Raw genomic sequence first — 21539 nt, 5'->3', positions numbered from 1 at the left:
CGTCAGTCTCGCAAATCCCGCCATCCAGCGCTTCCCCATCACCCGGTGTGGCGCAGATCGCGCTGGACGCATATCGGTTATCACCTGACTTACCGTTCATCTCAACCGTTGTGAGGCTGGTCCTGGTTCGTCCTCCGGTGTTTACGGTGCCTTCGGTCCACATACTGCCCGGCGCTGACTCGCCAGCGCGCCCCGAGGTCCTTTCTTGCTTGCCCAAGAAAGGACCCAAAGAAGGGCACCCGGATTTCGCCCGGGAACCTCGCTCCGGACGCGCTGGGCCGGCGGCGCTGAACTCGCTGCGCCTCCGGCTCCGCTCAGACATCCAGCGCCTTCTCCCGGCCCATCACGCCCTCCGCGAGGGGCTCCATACGGGGGAGGAAGGTCAAAACAGGAGCTAGTCCAACATTCCTGTCTGACCCTATGCATTGCCGCCTGAAAGCCCCCGGCGCCCGCTGGCGGGCGCGGCACGCAACGGCCAAAGGCCGTGCGTGCCCAAGATGTCCGAAGACCCAGCCTTCACCTACTGGCAAGACCGTCGGGACCACCGTTGTCTTGACCTTGACCCCCCCGTTGTCGTCGCGCCGAGTGGAGAGGGTTTTCGCGGGATCAGAGGCGCTGGATGTCTGAGCGGAGGTCAAGACATCGCGATTCAATCAGCGTCTCCTTTAGGGTTATTGGCGGTTGATCGCGAAACGGCCGGGGCCGGTCAGGGCCAGCGCGATGGCCGTGAACAGGAACATGCCCTGCAGTTCCAGGGCCCAGCCGCCGTGGCCGGTGAGCTGGAAGACCTCGTGGGCATGCGCCAGAGCGATGGCAAAGACCATGTTGATCGCGATGAGTACGGCGCCGATGCGTGCATAGAGTCCGAGGATGACCAGGATCGGCGCCAGGATCTCGCCGATATACACCCCGTAGGCCAGGATGGTCGGGAGTCCGGCGTCGGCCAGCATGCCTTCGATGCCACTGATGCCACCGGTGATCTTCGCGATGCCGTGCAGCAGGATCATGATGCCGAGCGCCAGTCGCAGGATCAGCTTGCCGCTGTCGTCGAGGGTGTGGTCCATGTCGATACTCTCCTTGTAGCAGGGCGGGCAGTGGCCCGCGTTGGGGCCCGGGGCGATGCCGCCGGGCCCGATTCGGCTGGGCCCCCGCCAGAACGAGGGGGCCCTGGAAAATGGACCGGTTCGGTCAGCCGGCCTCGCGTCCAAGCCGCTGGGCGCGGGCGACCTCCGCAACGTGTCGGCCCTGGGAGGCGGCCATGCCCAGTTCGCTCTCGCTCGGCTGGCGCGAGCCGTCCCCGGCCGCCAGCGTGGTGGCACCGTAGGGCGTACCGCCGCAGACTTCGCTAACGTCGAGCATGCGCTTCTCGGTGTAGGGTAGACCAACCACGGTCATGCCGTAGTGCAGCAGGTTAACGATGGTGGAGACCAGGGTCGTCTCCTGGCCGCCATGCTGCGATGCCGTGGAGCTGAACACGCTGCCGACCTTGCCGACCAGCTTGTCGCCGAACCACAGGGCGCCGGTCTGGTCGAGGAAGTTGGCCATCTGGGCGGCCATGCGGCCGAAGCGGGTCGGGGTGCCGATGATGATGGCGTCGTAGTCCGCCAGTTCCTCCGGCTTCGCGATGGGTGCGGCCTGGTCGAGCTTGGCGCCGGCGTTGCGGGCTACCTCGTCCGGCATCAGTTCCGGGACGCGCTTGATCGTGACCTCGGTATCCGGGACTTCGCGGGCCCCCCGGGCCACGGCCTCCGCCATCTGCTCGATGTGGCCCCAGGTGGAGTAGTACAGGATCAGGATCTTGGTGCTCATGGTCGACGGGTCTCCGTTTGGCTGGAATTGAATACCCGCCAGCGTAGATCCGATTTATACGAAAGAAAATGCCGAAAAACGCCCCTTAAAATTCGATTTAATCGAATTGTTATCGGTGGGCGGCCGGGTGGCGGTTTCCCGCCTGGCGGAGGACCTGTGCCTCCAGGACGGCCAGGGTGTCGGGGTGACCGTACAGGTAGCCCTGGAAATGACGGCAGCCCAGGCCGAACAGGAAGGCGCGCTGATCGTCGTTCTCCACCCCTTCGGCGATCACGTCGAGGTCCAGGGTGTGGGCCAGATTGACCACCATCTGGGCAATCGCGGCATCGTTCGGGTCATCCAGCACATCGCGCACGAAGGATTGATCGATCTTTAGTTGGGCCAGCGGCAGGCGCTTGAGGTAGGCCAGCGACGAGTAACCGGTGCCGAAGTCGTCCAGGGAGAATTCGATCCCGAGCGTGCGCAGTTCCTCGATGTGGGCAATGACCGTTTCCACGTTCTCCAGCAACATGCTCTCGGTCAGTTCCAGTTTCAGGCGTTCCCCGGGGGCGCCGGTTTCGTCCAGGATCGCCGCCAGGTCGCGGACGAAGTGGCGGTGGCGGAACTGGCGGGCGCTGACGTTGACCGACAGCGTCAGGTCACGGAAGGCCGGCTGGTGCTGCCAGGCGGCCAGTTGCTCGCAGGCCGCGCGCATGACCTTGCGTCCGATCGGGACGATCAGGCCGGTCTGTTCGGCGACCGGAATGAACTCGGCGGGGGAGATCGCGCCACGGGTTTCGTGCATCCAGCGCAGCAGGATCTCGGCGCCCATGACCGCGCCGGAGGCATCCACCTGCGGCTGGTAGTGCACGCTGAAGTGGTCCTGATCGAGCGCATGGCGCAGCTCGCTCTCGAGTTCGAAGCGGGCCTCGACCGCGCGGTGCAGGTCGGGGTCATAGAAGCGGACGGTGTTGCGCCCGGCGTTCTTCGCCCGATACATCGCCAGGTCCGCCTGTTTCAGGATCTCTTCCACGCCCAGACTGCGGCCGCTGAACAGCGTGGCGCCGATGCTCGGGGTGACATGGCGTTTCTGTCCGGCGAGCTCGAAGGGGTCGCGCAGGAGGTCGATCAGTTTGCGTCCCACCGCTTCCGCCTGGGTCGCGGCCCGCGCCGGGTCGGGGTGGAGGTCGTTGAGGATGACCACGAACTCGTCGCCCCCAAGGCGCGCCAGGGTATCGGCCTCGCGGACCGAGTCCTGCATGCGCTCGGCGACCTGCCGCAGCAGGTCGTCGCCCACGGCATGCCCCAGGGTGTCGTTGATGTCCTTGAAGTTGTCGAGGTCGATGAACAGGAGCGCGCCGTGCAAATGGCTGCGCTCGGTGTTCCCGAGCGTCTGGCTCAGTCGATCGTGCAGCAGGGTACGGTTGGGCAGATGGGTCAGGCCGTCGAAGAAGGCGAGACGGCGGATCTCGTCCTCGGCCTGCTTGCGGTCGGAGATGTCGGTCATCGTGCCGAAGGTCGCCGTGACCTCGCCGCGCTCATTGAACCGGGCACTGGCATAGACGCTGACCCAGCGGATGTCGCCTTCGCGGGTGCGCAGGCGGATCTCCTCGGACTGGGCATGGGACCCGCCCTCCAGCAGGGTGGCGCAGAAGCTGCGGGCGTCCTCGGTGTCCTCCGGGGCCACGAAGTCGCACATCGGGCGGCCCAGGGTCTCCTCCACGCTGAAGCCGGTGAGGTGTTCCCAGGCGGGATTCAGGAGGGTCCAGCGACCGTCCGCATCGGTCCGGAAGATGACCTCGGAGATGTGGTCCACGACATCGCGGTAGCGATTCTCGCTTTCGGCCAGGGCATCGGTGGTGCGGCGATGGGCGGTGATATCCAGGGTCAGTCCGCGCAGGCTCTCGCGGCCGTCACTGTCCGTGGCCCAGGACAGGATGTCGCGCAGCCAGATCCACTGGCCGTCGCGGTGCGCGAAGCGGTAGTCCACGGTGCGTGACTGGTTGCGGCTCTCGCGGGCGGCGTTCTGGACCCGCGGCAGGTCGCTCGGATGGATGTGGCGGGCCCGCAGTTCGCCGCGGCCCAGATTGCGCGCGGGAAAGCCGAGCAGGTGGCGGGTGTCGCCGGCGACGAACTCCCATTCGTGAGTGGCGGGGTTGGCCTCCCACAGGATGGCATTGGCCCCGCCCAGCATGGATTCCAGGCGCGCGACCGAGCGGTTGAGTTGCTGGTTTTGCTGTTCCAGCGTGGTCTGGGTTGTACCGAGATGGGCGGCGACGTCGTTGAAGGTGCGCGCGAGGTCGCCGAATTCGTCGTTCGAGCGCATCGGGATGCGATGGTCCAGGCGGCCGACCTGCAGGGCCTTCGCGCCCTGATTCAAAAGGCGCAGCCGGCGGGTGATCACCAGACTGAACACAATCGCGGCCACCATCGACAGTACCAGAACGCCCATGGCCAGCAGGACGTTGCGCTGCAGGAGGTCGGCGGACAGGGCATCGATGGCGTCCGTCGAATACCCGACCGCGAGGGTGCCCAGGGGCTGTCCGGCCAGTTCGATGTCCCGGAGGATCTCGATCTGTCCAGGGGCAGTGCGAATGCGGTCGCCGGATTCGGGGATTGCCTCCGGCGAGATGCCCACGGAGGCCATGGGCTGGTCCTGGGCATCGAGCACCACGGCGTAGAGCACGTGGGAGTCGTCCGCGACCAGGTCCAGCAGGTCCTGCAGCATCGCCGGATCGGCGTAGGCCAGCCCCGGGGTCAGCGCGCTGGACAGGAGGCGCCCCTGCTGCTCGGCAAAGCGCTCCAGCATCTGCGACTGGTTCTGCTGGACCTGGGAGATGCCGCTGAACATCAGCACCGCCACCATCGCGACCTGGATCGCGACGGTCCCGATGATGATCTGCCAGGCGAAATTCAGACGCATGCGGATTGGGGCCCGCCTTTTTGGAGCGAGGCCATTAAGGCGGGGCCGAAGCCGGTTCGAGCCAGGCCGGACGAGGTCATGAGGAGTACCCGGGTCGCGTGTCCGCCCGTGTCGATGGCGGGACGAGAATGATGCAAACCCCGTCATTCTACGGGACTGGTCGAAGGATGCCCATCCGTGATGATGGTTCATCCGGAGGCCTTTCATGGCAGCCCGTAACCTGGTGGTTGCGAACGGTGCGTTATGGCGGGTTGGGTGTCTCCAGTTCGAGCTGCCTTTCCATCGACTCGAGTGCGCCGCGGAAGCTCGTGTATTCCCCGGCGTGTGTAGAGACGAAGCTGCGGTGACCGATCTGGCGTAGCAGTGTCGCTTCCGCCTCGTCGCGCGGCATGGAGGTCACGCGGGCGTCCAGGTCGGGTACTTGTTCGGCGAGCCGCTCGTGTATCAGGAGCGCCAGGCCGGGAAAGCGCTCGGACTGCGCCAGGATTCGCACCAGACTGCCGTCTGCCAGGGAGAGATGTCGTGGTCGGCGCGGGTTCGGAGGGGGCGGGGCGGGCAGCACGGTGCCCTCGATGATCATGACCAGGGCGTCGGTGAGCTCGCGCTGGAACGCGGCGATGGCCGCACTGTTGTGATGGTAGTACCGATAACGCGGGGGGCCGGGCGGGTCTGGCCAATCCTGCGCATCCGTGACGCCTCGCGCCAGGGTCGCGGCACGGCTTTCCTCGTATGGAGCGGCGATGGTTCGGCCGGCCAGGTCGGATATGGATGCGATCGAATCCCCGGGGCGAACCAAAAGCACCATCGCGAGCTGTTCCTCGGTGCGGGCGACAAGGTGATAGGGCGCGTGATCCAGCAGCAGGGGGACCACATGGGGCGCCACGAGCATGAGGTCGTAACGCTCGTCGCGCCCGCGGGCAACCAGTGTGGCAAGGTCGCGTGCGGACTCAAGCCTAGTGGGATGGCCCGTTTCGTTCGCCAGCCAGTCACGCAGGGGGGCGTAGCGCTGGAAAAGCGCCGGGGGGCTGGCGAATGGCTGGAGTCCGAACACAAGCGGCGGCGACTGCGTGGCCGACTGGGGCGGTGTCTCTTCCAGCGCACCGGCCTGCCCCCATGCACAAAGCCCCAGCAGCGTTAGCATCATGCTGACGCGTATCGGCGTGCGTCGGCGGAGCTGGACTTCGCCGGCGCGGCGAGGTGTGCGGGTGAACCAGGGGTTCATGGGTTAGTTCGATTTCTTGCAGGGATTCATTGAGTAGACGGGGTGGGGTGTTCATTCCGTCCCTTCGTGATGCGTCAATTAATGGACATGCGTTAGTCGAGGCAGGCGAGAATCCCGTGGCCTTGTGTGTCGAGAATTTGTCGTTCTGTGCTTCGGGATGGCCTTGCCGGGCGGATGGGGCGCTTGCTGACGCGGATTGGTGGGGCTGGCTCTATTCTTGCTAGGTATTGTTGCGAGAGGTTCGCAATACGGCGTGGGGCGTGAAGTGCCCGCGGCCTGGAGGAATGAAAATGAGCGGAATTCTGGATCGGGTGGCCGAAGCCCTCCTGGCCAGCCTGCAGGACTTGAGTCCGTTGACGGTGATTGGGCTGTTTGCGCTGTTGCTGTTCGGGTTGTTCCTGGCGGGCCTGGCGGCCACCGCCCTGCGCCGTGCGGAGGCCTTTCAGGGGGCAGCGCCCACCTTGCTGACGACCCTCGGGATCCTCGGGACCTTTCTGGGTGTTGCCATTGGCCTGCTGGATTTCGATGCCGGCCGCGTCGAGGCCAGCATCCCTGCACTGCTGGAGGGTCTCAAGCTGGCCTTCGTGACCAGTATCGTGGGCATCCTGCTGGCCGCCGTGCTGCGCATCGTGCAGGTGATCGCGCCGGCGCCGGCGCCGGTATCGGCCACCGAATCCTCGCCCACACGCGCCGCGAGCGGGCCATCCCGTGACGCAGAACTGGCGACGCAGCAGCGCGACGCCACGCTCGCCGTGGGCGAGGCGGTGCGCAAGCTGGATCAGCGCCTCGATGCGCGGCTGGAACAGCAGCACCGCGAACTGACCCGGACCCTGGACGGCATGGCCGAGCGCATCACGGAGATGAGCAGCGGGCATCTGGTGGAGGCCCTGGAGCGGGTGATTCACGACTTCAACAGCCGCCTGGGCGAGCAGTTCGGCGAGAACTTCCGGCGTCTGGATGACTCGGTGGCCCGGCTGGTGGAATGGCAGGAGCAGTACCGTCAGCAGATGGACGGCCTGCACCGCGCGTTCGACCAGGCGCGGGCCGGGGTGGAGCAAACCGAGCAGACCCTGGAGCGGATGACCGGCCAGGCCCTGCAGATCACCCGGCACGTGGAGGACCAGGAATCGACACTGTCCAGCCTGCGCCGGGAGACGGTGGAGCTGGAGGCGCTTCTGGGCAGTATCGCGGCGCTGCGCGACCGCGCCACCGAGGCCTTCCCGGCGATGGACGCTCGCCTGGAGGCGATGCTCGAGAGTATCGAGAATGCCGTGCAGGCGGGCCATGCGGCCGAGGGTCGCTGGGGTGCCGAGCGCGCCGCTCCGGCCGTATCCGCGGGCGGGCGTAGCTGATGCTGGCCTGGCTCGCGCGTCGCCGCCGAGGGCCGGGTGGCGGGAACGAGGCCGATCAGGGCTCGCACTGGCTGGCGGTGGCGGACCTCATGGCCGCACTGATGATGATCTTCCTGTTCCTGGCCCTGCTGCACATGGTGCAGGTGGAGCGCGAGAGCGCGGCCCACACCGAGGTCCGCAACGAGGCGGCCGCGCTGCGCGCGGCGATCTATTCGGTGCTGGAGGAGGAGTTCCGGGAGGATCTGCCGCGCTGGAACGCGGAGCTGGATCGCGACAGCCTGACGCTGCGTTTCCGTGAGCCGGAGGTCCTGTTCGAGCGCAGTTCATCCTCCATCCGGCCGCGATTCGAGGCCATTCTGGCGGATTTCATGCCGCGCTATGCCGAACAGCTGCGCCCGTTCGCCGAGGTGATCCGGGAGGTGCGGATCGAAGGCCACACGTCGAGTGAGTGGGCCGGGAGCGACGATCCCCTGGAGGCTTATTTCGGCAACATGGATCTTAGCCAGCGGCGCACGCGGGCGGTGCTGGAATATGCCTACCAGCTGGAACCCCTGCAGGAGGCAGACTGGTTTCGCTCGCGGGTCGCCGCCGTGGGCCTGTCATCTTCGCGGCGGGTGCTGGATGCACAGGGCGAGGAGGACCGCCGGGCCTCCCGACGGGTCGAATTCAGCGTGCTGACGGACTTTGAAACGCGCCTGCTGGGCGAGGCCTCGCCGGCGGCGCCGGAACCCTTGCCGCTGGAGGCGCGCGGGCGCTGATCGTAAGGGGAACACTTAATCAGTGTTTCCCTCGGCGTCAGAGGGCCTGAAGCAGGGCCTCGCGCAGTCGGGTCTGTGCCTCGGCGTCCAGCGGGGTGCGCCCGGGTCGGCTCAGCAGGAAGCTGTCTTCGACCTGTTCGCCGGCCGTGGCGATGCGGGCGGTGCGGACGTCGATACCCTGCTCGCCAAGGATATGCCCGATGGTGGACAGCAGGCCCGGTCGATCCAGGGCCCGCAGGCGCATGCGCGTGGCGTGGCCCCCGGGCGCCGGCTCGAATTCGATGCGGGTGTCCACGTCGAAGTGCTTGAGGCGTCGCGGTAGCTGACGCGTGGCGGGGTTGGGGGTGCGGCCCTGGCGGGCGAGTTCCTGCTCCAGAGCGTGGCGGATCTCGTCGGCGCGATAGCCGGCATCGACGGTCTGGCCGCCGCCGCTCTCCAGGACCAGGAAGGTATCCAGGGTGCGGCCACCCGCCGTGGTGATGATGCGGGCGTCTACGATGTCGAGCCCGAGCTGGGTCAATGCGCTGGTGATGCGGGCGAAGATCTGCGGGTGATCCTCGGCATAGACGAAGATCTCGGTGCTGCCGCGCGAGGTCTTGGGGCGTACCAGGATCAGCGGGAGCGCGTCCGGTTCCAGCGGGAGCAGGGCCTGGGCATGCCAGGCGATCTCGTCGGCGGAATGGCGGAGGAAATACTCGTCGTCGAGTTCATCCCACAGCCGACGCGCCTGTTCCGGATCGAAACCCTGTTGCTGCAGCCGCTCGAGCGCCTCGACGCGCGTCTGGCGGATCTGCTCGTCCATGTCCGGCGGGGTGTCCAGGCCACGATCGAGGACGTTGCGCGTGGCGTGGTAGAGGGTCTGGAGCAAGGCATCCTTCCAGCTGTTCCATAGCTCCGGGTTGGTGCCGCGGATATCGGCAATCGTGAGCAGATAGAGAAAGTCCAGGCGTTCGCCGGTGGCGACCTCCCGTGCGAAGCCGAGGACCACCTCGGGGTCCGAGATGTCCTTGCGCTGGGCCGTGAGGGACATCAGCAGGTGCGAGCGCACCAGCCAGGCGACCAGCCCGGCATCGGCGTCCGAGAGCCCGTGTTGCTGGCAGAAGTGCAGGGCGTCGTGGGCGCCCAGCTCGGAGTGGTCGCCGCCGCGACCCTTGGCGATGTCGTGAAACAGCGCGGCCAGGACCAGGCGTTCCGGCCGTTCCAGGCTCGCGTGGATGCGGTGCGCCAGGGGTTGTTCGTGGGCGAACTCGGGCAGGGCGAGCCGGCGCGCGTTGCGCACCACGTTCAGGGTGTGTTCGTCCACGGTGTAGGCGTGGAAGAGGTCATACTGCATGCGCCCGATGATGCGGCCGAAGGCCGGAAGATAGTTGCCCAGCACGCCATAGCGGTTCATCCGGCGGAGCTGGCTGGTGATGCCGCGCGGGGCCCGCAGGATGTCCATGAACAGCTCCCGGCAGACCGGGTTGCGCCGGAAATGACCGTCGATCAGGTGGCGATGCGCCCGGATCAGGCGGATGGTGGAGGCCCGTATGCCCTGGATCTCGGGGTGCTCCTGCAGCAGGCGGAAGACTTCCAGCAGCGCCGGGGGGTAGATCATGAAGACCTGGTCGTGGGCGGCCTCCAGGTAGCCGCCGCGAACCTGAAAGCGCTGATGGATGCGGACCGGGTCCTGCAGGTCTTCGGGATTGTCGAGGATGGCCTCGTTGAAGTGCTGCAGGAGCAGCTCGTTCAGGCGCTCGAGGTCGTTGATGGTGCGGAAGTAGCGCTGCATGAACTGCTCGACCGCCCGGTTGTGGTTCTGGTCGACGAAGCCGAAGGTGTTGGCCAGCTGGCGCTGCAGGTCGAACAGCAGGCGGTCCTCGCGGCGGCCGGCCAGCATGTGCAGGGCGAAGCGCACGCGCCAGAGGAAGTTCTGGCCCTCCATCATCTCGCGGAATTCGCCCTCGCGCAGGAAGCCCAGCGAGACCAGTTCCTCGATGCGCTCGGCGCCGTAGTGGCGCTTGGTGACCCATCCGATCATCTGGATGTCGCGCAGCCCGCCAGGGCCTTCCTTGACGTTTGGCTCCAGGCGGTAGGCGGTCTCGCCGAAGCGGCGATGCCGGGCCTGCTGTTCCGCCAGCTTGGCGGCGTAGAAACTGCGCGAGTCCCAGATGCGATCGGGTTCGATGGCCTGGCGGAAGTCGTTGAACAGACCCAGATGACCGGCCAGGTAGCGGGCCTCGATCAGGTTGGTCGCAACGGTGATGTCGTCGCGCGCCTCGCGGGTGCAGTCTTCGATGCTGCGCACGCTGTGTCCGACTTCGATGCCGATATCCCAGAGGAAGGTGACGAAATCGCTGATGCGGTCGAAGCGGGCACGGTCGTGCTCGCCCTCGAGGATGATCTGGATATCGATGTCGGAGGCGGGATGCAGTTCGCCGCGCCCGTAGCCCCCGACTGCGATCAGGCACAGCCGGTCGTCGTCGGCCAGGCCCTTCTGCGCCCAGATCAGCTTGAGCAGCTCGTCGATGCGCCGGGCATGGCCATGGATCAGTTCGGCGATGGGCATGCCGTCGCGAAAGCCCTGGTACTGCTGCTCCAGGATGGCGCGGCGGCGGTCCCGGAACAGGGCGATGTTCCCCGGGTTGCGGCTCAGGCGCTGGTAGTCCTCGCCCCAGTCGGCGGTGAAGGCCGGGGTATCGAGTTCGCCGGGGGTGCTGCCCGCAGGATTCATTGCAACTCCGTGGCGTTGTTGGTGCGAATCGGCGGGTAAGGGAGGCGAAAAGCCCGGATCAGGCCGCGATCTCCTGGGGCGGGGTTTCGTCCTTGCGCAGGGTCAGGATCTCGTAGCCATCCGCGGTCACCAGGATGGTGTGCTCCCACTGGGCCGAGGGGCTGTGATCCTTGGTCACGGCGGTCCAGCCGTCGGCGAGGATGCGCGTATGCCGGCGTCCGGCATTGATCATGGGTTCGATGGTGAAGCACATGCCTTCCTCCAGCGTCATGCCGGTGCCGGGCTTGCCGTAGTGCAGGACCTGTGGGTCCTCGTGAAAGCCGCGCCCGATCCCGTGACCGCAGAATTCCCGCACCACGGAGCAGCGCCGGGCCTCGGCGTATTCCTGGATGGCGTGTCCGATGTCGCCCAGCGTGGCCCCGGGGCGGACCTGCTGGATGCCGAGGTACATGCTGGTGCGCGCCACGTCGATCACCCGCTGGGCCTGGATGCCGGCCTTGCCGATCACGAACATGCGGCTGGTATCGCCGTGAAAGCCGTTCTTGATGACGGTGATGTCAATGTTGAGGATGTCGCCGTTCTTCAGCTTCCGGTCGCCCGGGATGCCGTGGCAGACCTGGTGGTTCACCGAGGTGCAGATCGACTTGGGAAAGCCCCGGTAGTTGAGCGGGGCCGGGATCGCGTCCTGGGTGTTCACGATGTAGTCGTGGCAGATCCGGTCCAGCTCCCCGGTGGTCACGCCGGCCTGCACATGGGGCTCGATCATCTCGAGGACTTCGGCGGCCAGGCGGCCGGCGACGCGCATGTGTTCGATCTCTTCGGGGGTCTTGATGGAAACGGACATGGGGGCTCCCGCCGCGGCGCCCGGAGGGGCTCGGCGTTTGGTTCGGGTAAGCGTCCTATGCTATAAAGCGCGCGCCTCGCTGGCAATTCGGCGGGGCCGGATGCCGCCCTTTGCGGGGCCGGTGTTCGAAACCTAAATCCACACACGTATCGGCACGGTCTGTCGGGTGCCCGCTCGCGAAAGAAGATTCGGTTCGGGTTTCAGATCGGGATACGTGGAGGCTCAACCCGTTACAGGAGAAACCTCATGTCCCTCGTGACTATGCGACAGATGCTGGAGGCCGGCGTGCACTTCGGCCACCAGACGCGTTACTGGCATCCCAAGATGGCCCCGTACATCTTCGGGGAACGCAACAAGATTCATATCATCAACCTCGAGAAGTCCCTGCCGATGTTCAACGACGCGTTGAACTTCCTCGGCAAGCTCGCCGCCGACGGCGGCCAGATCCTGTTTGTCGGCACCAAGCGCTCGGCGCGCGACGTGGTGGCGGAAGAGGCACGTCGCTGCGGCATGCCGCACGTGAGCCACCGCTGGCTGGGCGGGATGCTGACCAACTTCAACACGGTCAAGCAGTCGATCAAGCGCCTGAAGGATCTCGAGACGATGGACGCCGACGGCAGCTTCCAGGTCCTGAACAAGCGCGAGGCCCTGAGCCGTCGCCGCGAGAAGGAAAAGCTGGATCGCAGCCTGGGCGGTATCAAGGACATGAACCGCATGCCCGACGCCATGTTCGTGATCGACGTGGGCTACGAAAAGATTGCCGTGGCCGAGGCGAAGAAGCGCGGCATCCCGGTGGTGGCAGTGGTCGATTCCAACCATTCCCCGGAAGGCGTGGACTACGTGATCCCGGGCAATGATGACGCGATGCGTGCCATCCAGCTCTACGTGGCCGCGATCGCCGACACGATCATCGAGGCCAAGGGCGCCGTGAGCACCGGTGGCGTGAGCGAAGAAGAGTTCGCCGAGCCGGCCGCGGCCGAAGGTTCCGACGACACCGCGTCGCCCGCCAACCCCGCTTGATAACCGGGACCGGCCGCCCGAGGCGGCCGGTCCGAGCATGATTCAGGAGCACCAACGATGCAGATTACTGCTGCACAAGTGAAAGAACTGCGCGAGCGCACTGGCGCCGGCATGATGGAATGCAAGAAGGCCCTGACCGAGACCGGGGGAGACCTGGAAGCGGCCGTGGAAGCCATGCGCAAGTCCGGCATGGCCAAGGCCGACAAGAAGGCGGATCGGGTTGCGGCCGAGGGCCGGGTCGAGATCGCCTGCGAGGGTTCGCAGGCCGTGATCGTCGAGATCAACTGCGAAACCGACTTCGTTGGCAATGACGACAACTTCCGTGCCTTCACCGGCACCTGCGCCAAGGTGGCGCTGAACACCGCAGCCGATTCCGTCGAGGGTCTGATGGCCGAGACCGTGGATGGCCAGACCCTGGAAGAGCAGCGCACCCAGCTGATCGCCAAGGTGGGCGAGAACGTCCAGGTGCGTCGCTTCGAACGAATGAGCGCGGAAGGGGCCCTGGGCTTCTACCAGCATGGCGCCCGCATTGGCGTGCTGGTCGGCCTGAACGGCGGCGACGAGGCGCTGGCGAAGGACATCGCCATGCATATCGCGGCCAGCCACCCGGTGTGCGTGGACGAAAGCCAGGTGCCGACCGAGCTGCTCGACAAGGAACGCGCGATCTTCAAGGCGCAGGCCGAGGAGTCCGGCAAGCCCGAGAACATCATCGAGAAGATGATCGAGGGCCGGATCCGCAAGTACCTGGGCGAGATTACCCTGGTCGGCCAGCCGTTCGTGAAGGACCCCGATCAGACCGTCGGCCAGTTGCTGGAGAGCAAGGGTGCGTCGGTGTCCGGATTCATCCGCTATGAAGTGGGCGAGGGCATCGAGAAGAAGACCGAGAACTTCGCCGAAGAGGTCATGGCTCAGGCGCGCGGCGCCTGATCCAGCAGGATCCCGGGGCGGCCGCTTGAAGCGGCCGTTTCCGGATAAGAGGGCCAGAAAAAACTGGCAAGCGAGAATAACGAGCCCGAGATAAGGAACTCCATGAGTCAGGACAGCCAGCCCGCGTACCGGCGCATCCTTCTGAAGTTGAGCGGGGAGGCCCTGATGGGCCAGCAATCCTACGGGGTGGACCCGGATGTCCTGGCGCAGGTGGCCGAAGAGGTCTCGGAGCTCTCCCGCATGGGGGTAGAGGTCGGCATCGTGATCGGTGGCGGTAATATCTTCCGCGGTGCGGGTCTGGCGCAGGGCGGTATGGACCGGGTGACCGGTGATCACATGGGCATGCTGGCGACGGTGATCAACGCGCTGGCGCTGCAGGATGCGATCGAGCGGGCCGGGCGTTTCTCTCGAGTAATGTCGGCGATCCGGATCAACCAGGTCTGCGAGGACTACATCCGGCGCCGTGCGGTGCGCCATCTCGAGAAGGGGCGGATCGTGGTGTTCGCGGCCGGGACCGGTAATCCGTTCTTTACGACGGACTCCGCGGCCAGCCTGCGGGCGATCGAGATCAACGCCGATATCATGATCAAGGCGACCAAGGTCGACGGTGTCTACGATGCCGACCCGGTCAAGAGCAAGGATGCCCGACGCTTTGAACGCCTGACGTTCGATGATGCGCTGGAAAGGCGCCTGGGCGTGATGGATACCACGGCCCTGGTGATGTGCCGCGACAACGGCCTGCCGATTCGTGTAATGAACATGTTTGCCAGGGGCGACCTGCAGCGGCTCGTGATGGGCGAGGCGGTGGGTACCCTGGTCGAGGGATCCCGCAATGAGTGACGCCACCATCAAGGACGCGCGCGAGCGCATGGACAAGAGCCTGGAAGCGCTGCGCAACGAACTGTCGAAGATCCGCACGGGGCGGGCGCACCCCACGCTGCTCGAGCACGTGCACGTGGAGTACTACGGCATGGAAGTGCCGATCAACCAGGTCGCGAACATCACGGCCGAGGATGCGCGCACCCTGGCCGTGGTGCCGTACGAGAAGGACATGGTGGGTAAGGTCGAGAAGGCCATCATGACCTCCGATCTGGGGCTGAACCCGGCGAGCATGGGGACCGTGATCCGGGTGCCGCTGCCGGCGCTGACGGAAGAGCGCCGCCGCGAGCTGGTGAAGGTGGTGAAGGCGGAGGCCGAGCACGCACGGGTCGCCGTGCGCAATATCCGGCGTGACGCCAACAATGCCTTCAAGCAGCTGGTCAAGGACAAGGAGATGTCCGAGGACGACGAGCACAAGGCCCAGGAGCAGGTCCAGAAGCTGACCGACGACCACATCGCCAAGATCGACGCGATGCTGGCGGACAAGGAAGCCGAGTTGATGGAAGTCTGACCGGCGCGCACGATGCCGGTTATCCCCAAACCCCGCGATGGGCTTCCCGCGCATGTGGCCATCATCATGGATGGCAACGGCCGCTGGGCCGAGGCGCGCGGTCTGAGCCGATCCGAAGGCCACCGCGCCGGGCTGGAGGCGACGCGCAACGCCGTGCGCTTCTTTGCCGAACAGGGCGTTGGCACCCTCACCCTGTTTGCCTTTAGCAGCGAGAACTGGGGCCGCCCCCGGGAAGAGGTCGAGGCCCTGTTCGACCTGTTTGTTTCCGCCATCGAGGCGGAGCTTCCGGAGCTCGTCGAGCGGGGTATCGCGCTGCGCTTTATCGGGGATCGCGCGACGTTCCCGTCCGATCTTCAGGCACGCATGACCGAGGCCGAGCACGCCACCGCCGGCAATGATCGGATGTGCCTGGTGGTCGCACTGGGCTATGGCGGGCGCTGGGACATCCTGCAGGCGGCCCGCCGCTGGGTGGCCGACAGCGACCGCGGAGCGGACCCCGAGGCCGCCTTCTCCGGATATCTGAGTACGGCCGGCCTGCCGGACGTGGATCTGCTGATCCGCACCGGGGGTGAACACCGGGTCAGCAATTTCCTCTTGTGGCAGGCGGCCTACGCCGAACTGCTGTTCATCGAGACCTTCTGGCCGGATGTGACGAATACGGAGCTGGAGGAAGGGCTGACCTGGTACGCAAGCCGCCAGCGCCGCTTCGGGCGCGTGCCGGCCGCGGGCGACGCGGCCGCGCCGGGGGAGGCGACCGGTGCTTAGGCAACGGATCCTGACGGCGTCGGCCCTGGGCCTGCCGGCCCTGGCCCTGGTGGCCTGGGGCCCCAACTGGGCCGTGCTGCTCCTGGTGGTGCTGGTGCTCGGGCTGGCCACCTGGGAATGGGGCGGCCTGGCGGGACTGGTGGGCCACGGTGCCCGCGCCGCGCTGGTCGCGGCCGTGGGCGCCCCCGTGCTGGCGCTTGGAACTGCCCCCGCAGGGGCGCTGCACTACCTGATTCTGGGCCTGGCCCTGCTGTGGTGGCTGGTGATCCTGCTGGTGCTGCCGTTCTACCGGGAACACGAGGAGGGCGCGCGCGGCCGACATGGACCGCTGTTTGCGGTTGCGGCGATCCTCACCCTGGTGCCGGCCGGAATGGGCCTCGTCTGGTTGCACGCACTGGCCCCGTTGCTGGTGGTGTATCTGGTGGTGCTGGTGGGGCTCGCGGATACGGGCGCCTACTTCGCCGGCAAGGCCTTCGGCCGCAACCCGCTGGCGCCCCATATCAGCCCGGGAAAGACCCGCGAGGGGTTGTTCGGCGGCCTGCTCACGGTACTGGCCTTCGCGACCGTGGTGGCGATCGGGTGGGGGCTTGCCCCGATGGACGCGCTGGTCTTCCTTCTGCTGTCGGTACTGATCGGTCTGGTGTCGGTGGTCGGGGACCTGTTCGAGAGCATCCTGAAGCGCGAGGCCGGGGCCAAGGACAGTGGTTCCTTGCTGCCGGGTCACGGGGGTATTCTGGACCGGTTCGACAGTATGGTTGCAGCCGCCCCGGTGTTCCTGGCCGGGCTGTTGTGGCTGGCGCTGATACCGGCCTCGCCGGTGACGGGATAGCGCGCGCAGGCGCAGGTACTCATGAAGACGACGCAGCTCACCATTCTCGGATCGACCGGCAGTATCGGGCTGAGCACGCTGGACGTGGTGGCGCGTCAGCCGGAACGGTTCCGCGTCCATGCCCTGACGGCTCATCGCAATGTGGAACGTATGCGCGAGCAGTGCCTCCGGCACGCGCCGGACGTCGCGGTGATGGTCGATGCGGATGCCGCGGATGCCCTGCGCACGGCCCTGGCGGCGTCCGGTTCGCGCACGCAGGTGCGCGCGGGCGCGGAGGCCCTGGCCGAGGTGGCGCGCGCGCCGCAGGTGGACGCGGTGATGGCCGCGATCGTGGGGGGCGCCGGGCTGTTGCCCACGCTGGCCGCGGCGGAGGCAGGCAAGCGGGTGTTGCTGGCGAACAAGGAGGCGCTGGTGATGTCCGGCGCCTTGCTGATGGATGCCGTGCGGCGCTCCGGGGCGTGCCTGCTGCCCATCGATTCCGAGCACAACGCGATCTTCCAGTGCCTGCCGAACGGGTACGTCTGTGCGGAGCCGGTGACACGTCATGGTGCCCGCCGGATCTGGCTGACCGCGTCGGGCGGGCCGTTTCGCGATCGTCCGCTGGACAGCTTTGCCGGCATCACCCCGGACGAGGCCTGCGCTCATCCCAACTGGGAGATGGGGCGCAAGATCTCGGTGGACTCCGCAACGATGATGAACAAGGGCCTGGAGGTGATCGAGGCCTGCTGGCTGTTCGCAGTACCGCCGGCGACGATCCAGGTGGTGCTGCATCCGCAGAGTATCGTGCACTCGATGGTGGCCTATGACGACGGCTCTGTGCTCGCGCAACTCGGGAATCCCGATATGCGAACACCGATTGCCCATGCCCTGGCCTGGCCCGAGCGCATGCAATCCGGGGTCGAGCCCCTGGACCTTCTGACCATGGGCCGGCTGGAGTTCTCCGAACCGGAAGCGGCGCGCTTCCCTGCGCTGGGGCTGGCCTATCAGGCCCTGGAGCGCGGGGGGACGGCGACGGCGGTGCTGAACGCGGCGAATGAGGTGGCGGTGGAGGCGTTTCTCGCCGAACGCCTGGCGTTCAGCGAGATCCCCGTGGTGATCGCCGCCACTCTCGATGCCATCGAGGCCGAGCCGGTGGACTCGCTGGAGCGGGTGTTGAGCGCTGACCGGAAGGCACGCGCGATCGCCGGGGAGCAGGTGGCGAACGCACGGCAAGTGGTGTCATGACCTTTCTGACGAGCCTGCTGGCATTTGCGGTGGCGATCGGCGTGCTCGTGACCGTGCACGAGTATGGACATTACCTGGCCGCGCGCCTGATGGGTGTCAAGGTGCTGCGGTTTTCGGTCGGTTTCGGGCGCCCGTTGTACAAGCGCTACTTCGGACGGGATCGGACGGAGTTCGTGATCGCCGCGCTGCCCCTGGGCGGCTACGTGAAGATGCTGGATGAGCGCGAGGGGGCCGTCGCGCCGGAGGAGGTCCCGCGCGCCTTCAACCAGAAGGGTCTCGAGGCCCGTACCTTTGTGGTGTCGGCGGGACCCGCGGCGAATTTCCTCCTGGCCATCGTGGTGTACGCCGTGATGTTCATGGTGGGCGTGGGAGGGGTCAAGCCGATTCTGGGCGAGGTGGCGCCGGAGACGCCGGCCGCCGAGGCCGGGCTCGAGCGCGGGCAGGAGATCCTGCGGGTGGGGGATCGCGCGGTCGTGGACTGGGAGCAGGCCAACCTGCGGCTGCTGGATCATGCCGTGCGCGGCGAGGCCGTGACCCTGCTGGTGCGGGATGTGGAGGGTCGCGAGTTCGAGCGCGAGGTGGATCTGCGCGATCGCCAGGCGCTGCTGGGCGAGGGGCAGTTCCTCGACAAGCTGGGCTTGCGGCCGTATCGCCCCGCGCTGGAACCGCGTATCGGCGCGGTCGAGGCCGGGAGCCCCGCCGCGGCGGCGGGGCTGGAGCCGGGTGATCGCGTGCTGGCCGTGGATGGCGACGCGGTGACCGACTGGAACGACTGGGTCGAGCGCGTGCGTGCCCGTCCGGAGACGGACTTGCAGGTGACGGTCGAGCGGGATGGCCGAACCCTGGAGCTGCGCATGACGCCGGAGGCTGTGGATCATGAGGGCACGCGCATCGGCCGGATCGGTGCCGGGGTGGACCCGGATCAGCCGGCGGCGCGGGAGATGGCGGTCCTGGTGCGTCAGGGCCCGGTGTCGGCCTTTGTGTCCGGTGTCCAGCGCACGTGGGATGTCTCGGTCCTGACGCTCGGCATCCTGTGGCGAATGATCACCGGGGATGCGTCGGTTAAAAATATCAGCGGACCGGTTACCATAGCCGAGTTCGCGGGGGTCTCGGCGCTGATCGGGATCTCGGCTTTTCTGGGTTTCCTGGGGCTGGTCAGTGTGTCCCTCGGGATCATCAACCTGCTGCCGATCCCGATGCTGGATGGCGGACATCTGCTGTATTACGCCGCCGAGGCGGTCAAGGGCAGCCCGGTGTCGGAGCGTACCCAGATCATCGGACAGCAGGTGGGGCTCCTGGCGATCGCGGGCCTGATGACACTGGCCCTGTACAATGATTTGACACGACTGTTCGGCTAGGCGTGGCGACGGGCCCCTCCGGATCGAGGGTCTTCGACGGGTCTGCCGAGCGGCCTTTTTCTGGCGGAGAGCATGGCGCGAAACAGCTTGAGAGGAATGGCCCTGATCGGCTTGCTGGGCCTGGCGGGGACGGCCTGGGGGCAGGCCTACGAGATCGAGGACATCGAGATCGAGGGGCTCGAGCGGATCACCGCCGGCACCGCGCTCAGCTATCTGCCCGTGCAGGTGGGCGATACCTTCGACGACAGTCGCAGTCCGGAGGTGATCCGCGAGCTGTTCCAGACCGGTTTCTTTGACGACGTCGAGATCGCGCGACGCGGTGACGTGCTGGTGGTGATCGTCTCGGAGCGCCCCGCCATCAACGAGATCAACTTCTCCGGCAACCGCGACATCCCGGACGACGGGCTGCGCGAGGCCCTGAACTCCGCGGGCCTGCGCTCGGGGCGGGTGTTTAACCGGACTATGCTGGACCGTATCGAGAGCGAACTGCGCCAGCAATACTTCGCCCGTGGCCGCTACAACGTCCAGATCGACGTCGAGATCGTCGAGCTGCCGCGCAACCGCGTGGACGTGGAGATCGACATCGCGGAGGGGCCGGTGGCGAAGATCCGCCAGGTCAACGTGGTCGGCAACGAGAGCTACAGCACGCGCGAGCTGACCCGCGGTTTTGAATCCGGGGTGCCCCGCTGGTGGGCATTCTTCAGTCGCCGCGACAATTACTCCCGCGAAAAGCTCTCCGGAGACCTGGAGCAGTTGCGTTCGCATTACCTCGACCAGGGGTTCCTGGAGTTCGACATCGACTCCACGCAGGTCACCCTGACGCCCGATCGCAAGGACCTGTTCATCACCATCAACGTGGACGAGGGCGAGCGCTACACGGTGACTGGCGTGGATCTGGCCGGCGAATTCGTCATCCCGCGCGAGGAGCTGGAAGACCTGATCGAGGTGGATATCGACGCGCCGTTCTCGCGCAGCCAGATCACCGAGTCGGCGGAGCGCATCAGCGAGCGGCTGACACGCGAGGGCTATGCCTTCGCCAACGTGAACCCGGTCCCCGATGTGGACGAGGACAACCGTGAGGTCGCGATTACCTTCTTCGTTGACCCGGGGCCGCGCGTGTATGTGCGTAACATCCGCATTACCGGCAACCAGAACACCGAGGAGCGGGTCTATCGCCGCGAGCTGCGCCAGATGGAGAGCGCCTGGTACAACGGCGCGCTGATCGAGCGCTCGCGGGTGCGCATCCAGCGCTTGCCGTTCGTGCAGAGTGTGAACGTGGAGACCGAGCGGGTCGCCGGTACGGATGACGAGGTGGACCTGAACATCACCGTGACCGAGCAGCAGTCCGGGGCCCTGTCCCTGGGGGCCGGCTTCTCGCAGAACCAGGGCCTGTTGCTGACCGCCAGTCTGACCCAGGACAACTTTCTCGGGACCGGGAACCGCTTCTCGACCGAGGTCAGTACCAGCAAGGTCAACCAGCTGTTCCGGATGAGCGTGACCAATCCGCACTTCACGCCGTCCGGCGCGAGCCGCGGATTCTCTGTCTTTTACCGGAAGATCGATGCCGAGGAGGCGAACATCTCGCGGTACTCGTCGAATCGCTTTGGCTTCGACGTGACCTACGGCATCCCGCTGTCGGAATTCGACCGCATCCAGGTCCGGCCCGGTTTCGAGAACATCGAAATCGAGACGGTCGAGGCGTCTGCGACGCGCATCGGCACACCGGACGAGATCATTGACGAGCTGGACGAGTTCGGTGACTCGGCGAATCTCTACAAGCTGGAGACCAGCTACGTCCATGACACGCGGGACAGCACGACCTTCGCCTCGGAAGGTCGGCGGCACCGGGTCGGACTGGAAGTGGCGATTCCGGGCAGTGACCGCGAATTCTACAAGCTGACGTACTCGGGCCAGGAGATCTTCCGGCTGTCCGATCGCTATTCCTTCAGTCTGTCGGCCGGGCTGGCCTATGCGGATGGCTACGGGGGCGACGAGGTGCCGTTCTACGAACGGCTGTTCGCCGGCGGCATTCGCTCCGTGCGCGGGTATGAGGACAACCGCCTGGGCGACCTGCGCCCGCTGCGGGATGGCCAGCCCGCGACGCGTGATTCGAACGACGATCCCTACGGGGGTCGCTTCCGGACCACGCTGTCCGCGGAGCTGTTCTTCCCGATGCCGTTTGCCGCCGACAACGACGCGGTGCGCATGAGTACTTTCGTGGATGCCGGGAACGTGTTCGATCAGGTGTCGGATTTCGATAGTAGCGAGTTGCGCGCATCGGCCGGGGTCGCGGTCACCTGGTTCTCCCCGGTGGGGCCGTTGAGCTTCAGTGTGGCCGAGCCGTTCAACAACCAGCCGGGTGATGATCTGCAGCGCTTCCAGTTCCTGCTGGGGGCCAGTTTCTGAAGATGGTCGATGCAAGCGAT

The 21539-nt window shown here is 66.4% G+C and carries 17 protein-coding genes and 1 pseudogene; 11 read left to right on the top strand and 7 right to left on the bottom strand.

Annotated elements, in window-relative coordinates:
• Positions 1–314: 314 nt before the first annotated feature.
• The 5 genes and pseudogenes from D103_RS14345 to D103_RS0101635 all read right to left on the bottom strand — a co-directional run bounded on the left by D103_RS14345 (position 315) and on the right by D103_RS0101635 (position 5855).
• Positions 315–520 (bottom strand): annotated as a pseudogene (locus D103_RS14345) (hypothetical protein).
• Positions 521–671: 151 nt separating this feature from the next.
• Positions 672–1064: a DoxX family protein gene (locus D103_RS0101650; protein ID WP_018875572.1), complete on the bottom strand. Its 393-nt coding sequence runs from the start codon at positions 1062–1064 to the stop codon at positions 672–674.
• Between the two features lie 124 nt (positions 1065–1188).
• Positions 1189–1809, bottom strand: a complete 621-nt coding sequence (gene wrbA, locus D103_RS0101645; protein WP_018875571.1) for an NAD(P)H:quinone oxidoreductase — start codon at positions 1807–1809, stop codon at positions 1189–1191.
• 109 nt (positions 1810–1918) lie between these two features.
• Positions 1919–4711, bottom strand: coding sequence for an EAL domain-containing protein (locus tag D103_RS0101640; RefSeq protein ID WP_018875570.1), 2793 nt, complete (start codon positions 4709–4711; stop codon positions 1919–1921).
• Between the two features lie 241 nt (positions 4712–4952).
• Positions 4953–5855 carry a PhnD/SsuA/transferrin family substrate-binding protein gene (locus tag D103_RS0101635; RefSeq protein WP_231366572.1) on the bottom strand — a complete coding sequence of 301 codons (903 nt, stop codon included), beginning with the start codon at positions 5853–5855 and terminating at the stop codon, positions 4953–4955.
• Positions 5856–6223: 368 nt separating this feature from the next.
• Here D103_RS0101635 and D103_RS0101630 point away from each other — a divergent pair, with 368 nt between their 5' ends.
• Both D103_RS0101630 and D103_RS0101625 read left to right on the top strand, forming a co-directional pair.
• Positions 6224–7285, top strand: a complete 1062-nt coding sequence (locus tag D103_RS0101630) for a hypothetical protein (protein WP_018875568.1) — start codon at positions 6224–6226, stop codon at positions 7283–7285.
• Positions 7285–8043 carry an OmpA family protein gene (locus tag D103_RS0101625; RefSeq protein ID WP_018875567.1) on the top strand — a complete coding sequence of 253 codons (759 nt, stop codon included), beginning with the start codon at positions 7285–7287 and terminating at the stop codon, positions 8041–8043. Before D103_RS0101630 ends, D103_RS0101625 begins: the two co-directional genes overlap by 1 nt.
• 37 nt (positions 8044–8080) lie before the next feature.
• On the opposite strand, the gene glnD is transcribed toward D103_RS0101625, so the two are convergent.
• Together glnD and map are read right to left on the bottom strand one after the other, a co-directional pair.
• A complete protein-coding gene (gene glnD / locus D103_RS0101620; RefSeq protein WP_018875566.1) occupies positions 8081–10756 on the bottom strand; it encodes a [protein-PII] uridylyltransferase in 2676 nt (891 codons plus the stop codon).
• A 58-nt stretch (positions 10757–10814) separates the two neighbouring features.
• Positions 10815–11600: a type I methionyl aminopeptidase gene (map, locus tag D103_RS0101615; protein ID WP_018866997.1), complete on the bottom strand. Its 786-nt coding sequence runs from the start codon at positions 11598–11600 to the stop codon at positions 10815–10817.
• Between the two features lie 246 nt (positions 11601–11846).
• On the opposite strand from map, the gene rpsB reads away from it, so the two are divergent.
• From rpsB to bamA, 9 genes are all read left to right on the top strand, one after another.
• Complete coding sequence (rpsB, locus tag D103_RS0101610) at positions 11847–12620, top strand: 30S ribosomal protein S2 (protein WP_018866996.1); 774 nt, start codon at positions 11847–11849, stop codon at positions 12618–12620.
• Between the two features lie 57 nt (positions 12621–12677).
• Positions 12678–13547, top strand: a complete 870-nt coding sequence (tsf, locus tag D103_RS0101605; RefSeq protein WP_026280226.1) for a translation elongation factor Ts — start codon at positions 12678–12680, stop codon at positions 13545–13547.
• A gap of 102 nt (positions 13548–13649) precedes the next feature.
• The gene (pyrH, locus tag D103_RS0101595; protein ID WP_018866994.1) at positions 13650–14387 is read left to right on the top strand and encodes a UMP kinase; all 738 of its coding nucleotides are present in this window, start codon (positions 13650–13652) and stop codon (positions 14385–14387) included.
• Positions 14380–14937: a ribosome recycling factor gene (gene frr / locus D103_RS0101590; RefSeq protein ID WP_018866993.1), complete on the top strand. Its 558-nt coding sequence runs from the start codon at positions 14380–14382 to the stop codon at positions 14935–14937. The genes pyrH and frr overlap by 8 nt, the downstream gene beginning before the upstream one ends.
• Positions 14938–14949: 12 nt before the next feature.
• Positions 14950–15702 carry a polyprenyl diphosphate synthase gene (uppS, locus tag D103_RS0101585; protein WP_018875563.1) on the top strand — a complete coding sequence of 251 codons (753 nt, stop codon included), beginning with the start codon at positions 14950–14952 and terminating at the stop codon, positions 15700–15702.
• The gene (locus tag D103_RS0101580; protein WP_018875562.1) at positions 15695–16531 is read left to right on the top strand and encodes a phosphatidate cytidylyltransferase; all 837 of its coding nucleotides are present in this window, start codon (positions 15695–15697) and stop codon (positions 16529–16531) included. Before uppS ends, D103_RS0101580 begins: the two co-directional genes overlap by 8 nt.
• 21 nt (positions 16532–16552) lie before the next feature.
• The gene (gene ispC / locus D103_RS0101575) at positions 16553–17755 is read left to right on the top strand and encodes a 1-deoxy-D-xylulose-5-phosphate reductoisomerase (protein ID WP_018875561.1); all 1203 of its coding nucleotides are present in this window, start codon (positions 16553–16555) and stop codon (positions 17753–17755) included.
• On the top strand, positions 17752–19113 hold the full coding sequence (rseP, locus tag D103_RS0101570) for an RIP metalloprotease RseP (RefSeq protein ID WP_018875560.1): 1362 nt from the start codon (positions 17752–17754) through the stop codon (positions 19111–19113). Before ispC ends, rseP begins: the two co-directional genes overlap by 4 nt.
• Before the next feature lie 72 nt (positions 19114–19185).
• Positions 19186–21519: an outer membrane protein assembly factor BamA gene (bamA, locus tag D103_RS0101565; protein ID WP_369772229.1), complete on the top strand. Its 2334-nt coding sequence runs from the start codon at positions 19186–19188 to the stop codon at positions 21517–21519.
• Positions 21520–21539: the final 20 nt, after the last annotated feature.

Source organism: Thioalkalivibrio sp. ALE31 (genome assembly GCF_000377405.1).
Lineage (GTDB): Bacteria > Pseudomonadota > Gammaproteobacteria > Ectothiorhodospirales > Ectothiorhodospiraceae > Thioalkalivibrio.
Note: the sequence above shows the minus strand (reverse complement) of the source record. Positions and strands in the feature narration are given on the sequence as shown.

Bases quoted from the DNA above. Each gene is read 5' to 3' on its own strand.
- map (WP_018866997.1), bottom strand. From the start codon at position 11,600: ATGTCCGTTTCCATCAAGACCCCCGAAGAGATCGAACACATGCGCGTC.
- D103_RS0101640 (WP_018875570.1), bottom strand. From the start codon at position 4,711: ATGCGTCTGAATTTCGCCTGGCAGATCATCATCGGGACCGTCGCGATC.
- D103_RS0101625 (WP_018875567.1), top strand. From the start codon at position 7,285: ATGCTGGCCTGGCTCGCGCGTCGCCGCCGAGGGCCGGGTGGCGGGAAC.
- glnD (WP_018875566.1), bottom strand. From the start codon at position 10,756: ATGAATCCTGCGGGCAGCACCCCCGGCGAACTCGATACCCCGGCCTTC.
- D103_RS0101650 (WP_018875572.1), bottom strand. From the start codon at position 1,064: ATGGACCACACCCTCGACGACAGCGGCAAGCTGATCCTGCGACTGGCG.
- rpsB (WP_018866996.1), top strand. From the start codon at position 11,847: ATGTCCCTCGTGACTATGCGACAGATGCTGGAGGCCGGCGTGCACTTC.
- D103_RS0101635 (WP_231366572.1), bottom strand. From the start codon at position 5,855: ATGATGCTAACGCTGCTGGGGCTTTGTGCATGGGGGCAGGCCGGTGCG.
- tsf (WP_026280226.1), top strand. From the start codon at position 12,678: ATGCAGATTACTGCTGCACAAGTGAAAGAACTGCGCGAGCGCACTGGC.
- frr (WP_018866993.1), top strand. From the start codon at position 14,380: ATGAGTGACGCCACCATCAAGGACGCGCGCGAGCGCATGGACAAGAGC.
- uppS (WP_018875563.1), top strand. From the start codon at position 14,950: ATGCCGGTTATCCCCAAACCCCGCGATGGGCTTCCCGCGCATGTGGCC.
- pyrH (WP_018866994.1), top strand. From the start codon at position 13,650: ATGAGTCAGGACAGCCAGCCCGCGTACCGGCGCATCCTTCTGAAGTTG.
- bamA (WP_369772229.1), top strand. From the start codon at position 19,186: ATGGCGCGAAACAGCTTGAGAGGAATGGCCCTGATCGGCTTGCTGGGC.
- ispC (WP_018875561.1), top strand. From the start codon at position 16,553: ATGAAGACGACGCAGCTCACCATTCTCGGATCGACCGGCAGTATCGGG.
- D103_RS0101630 (WP_018875568.1), top strand. From the start codon at position 6,224: ATGAGCGGAATTCTGGATCGGGTGGCCGAAGCCCTCCTGGCCAGCCTG.
- rseP (WP_018875560.1), top strand. From the start codon at position 17,752: ATGACCTTTCTGACGAGCCTGCTGGCATTTGCGGTGGCGATCGGCGTG.
- wrbA (WP_018875571.1), bottom strand. From the start codon at position 1,809: ATGAGCACCAAGATCCTGATCCTGTACTACTCCACCTGGGGCCACATC.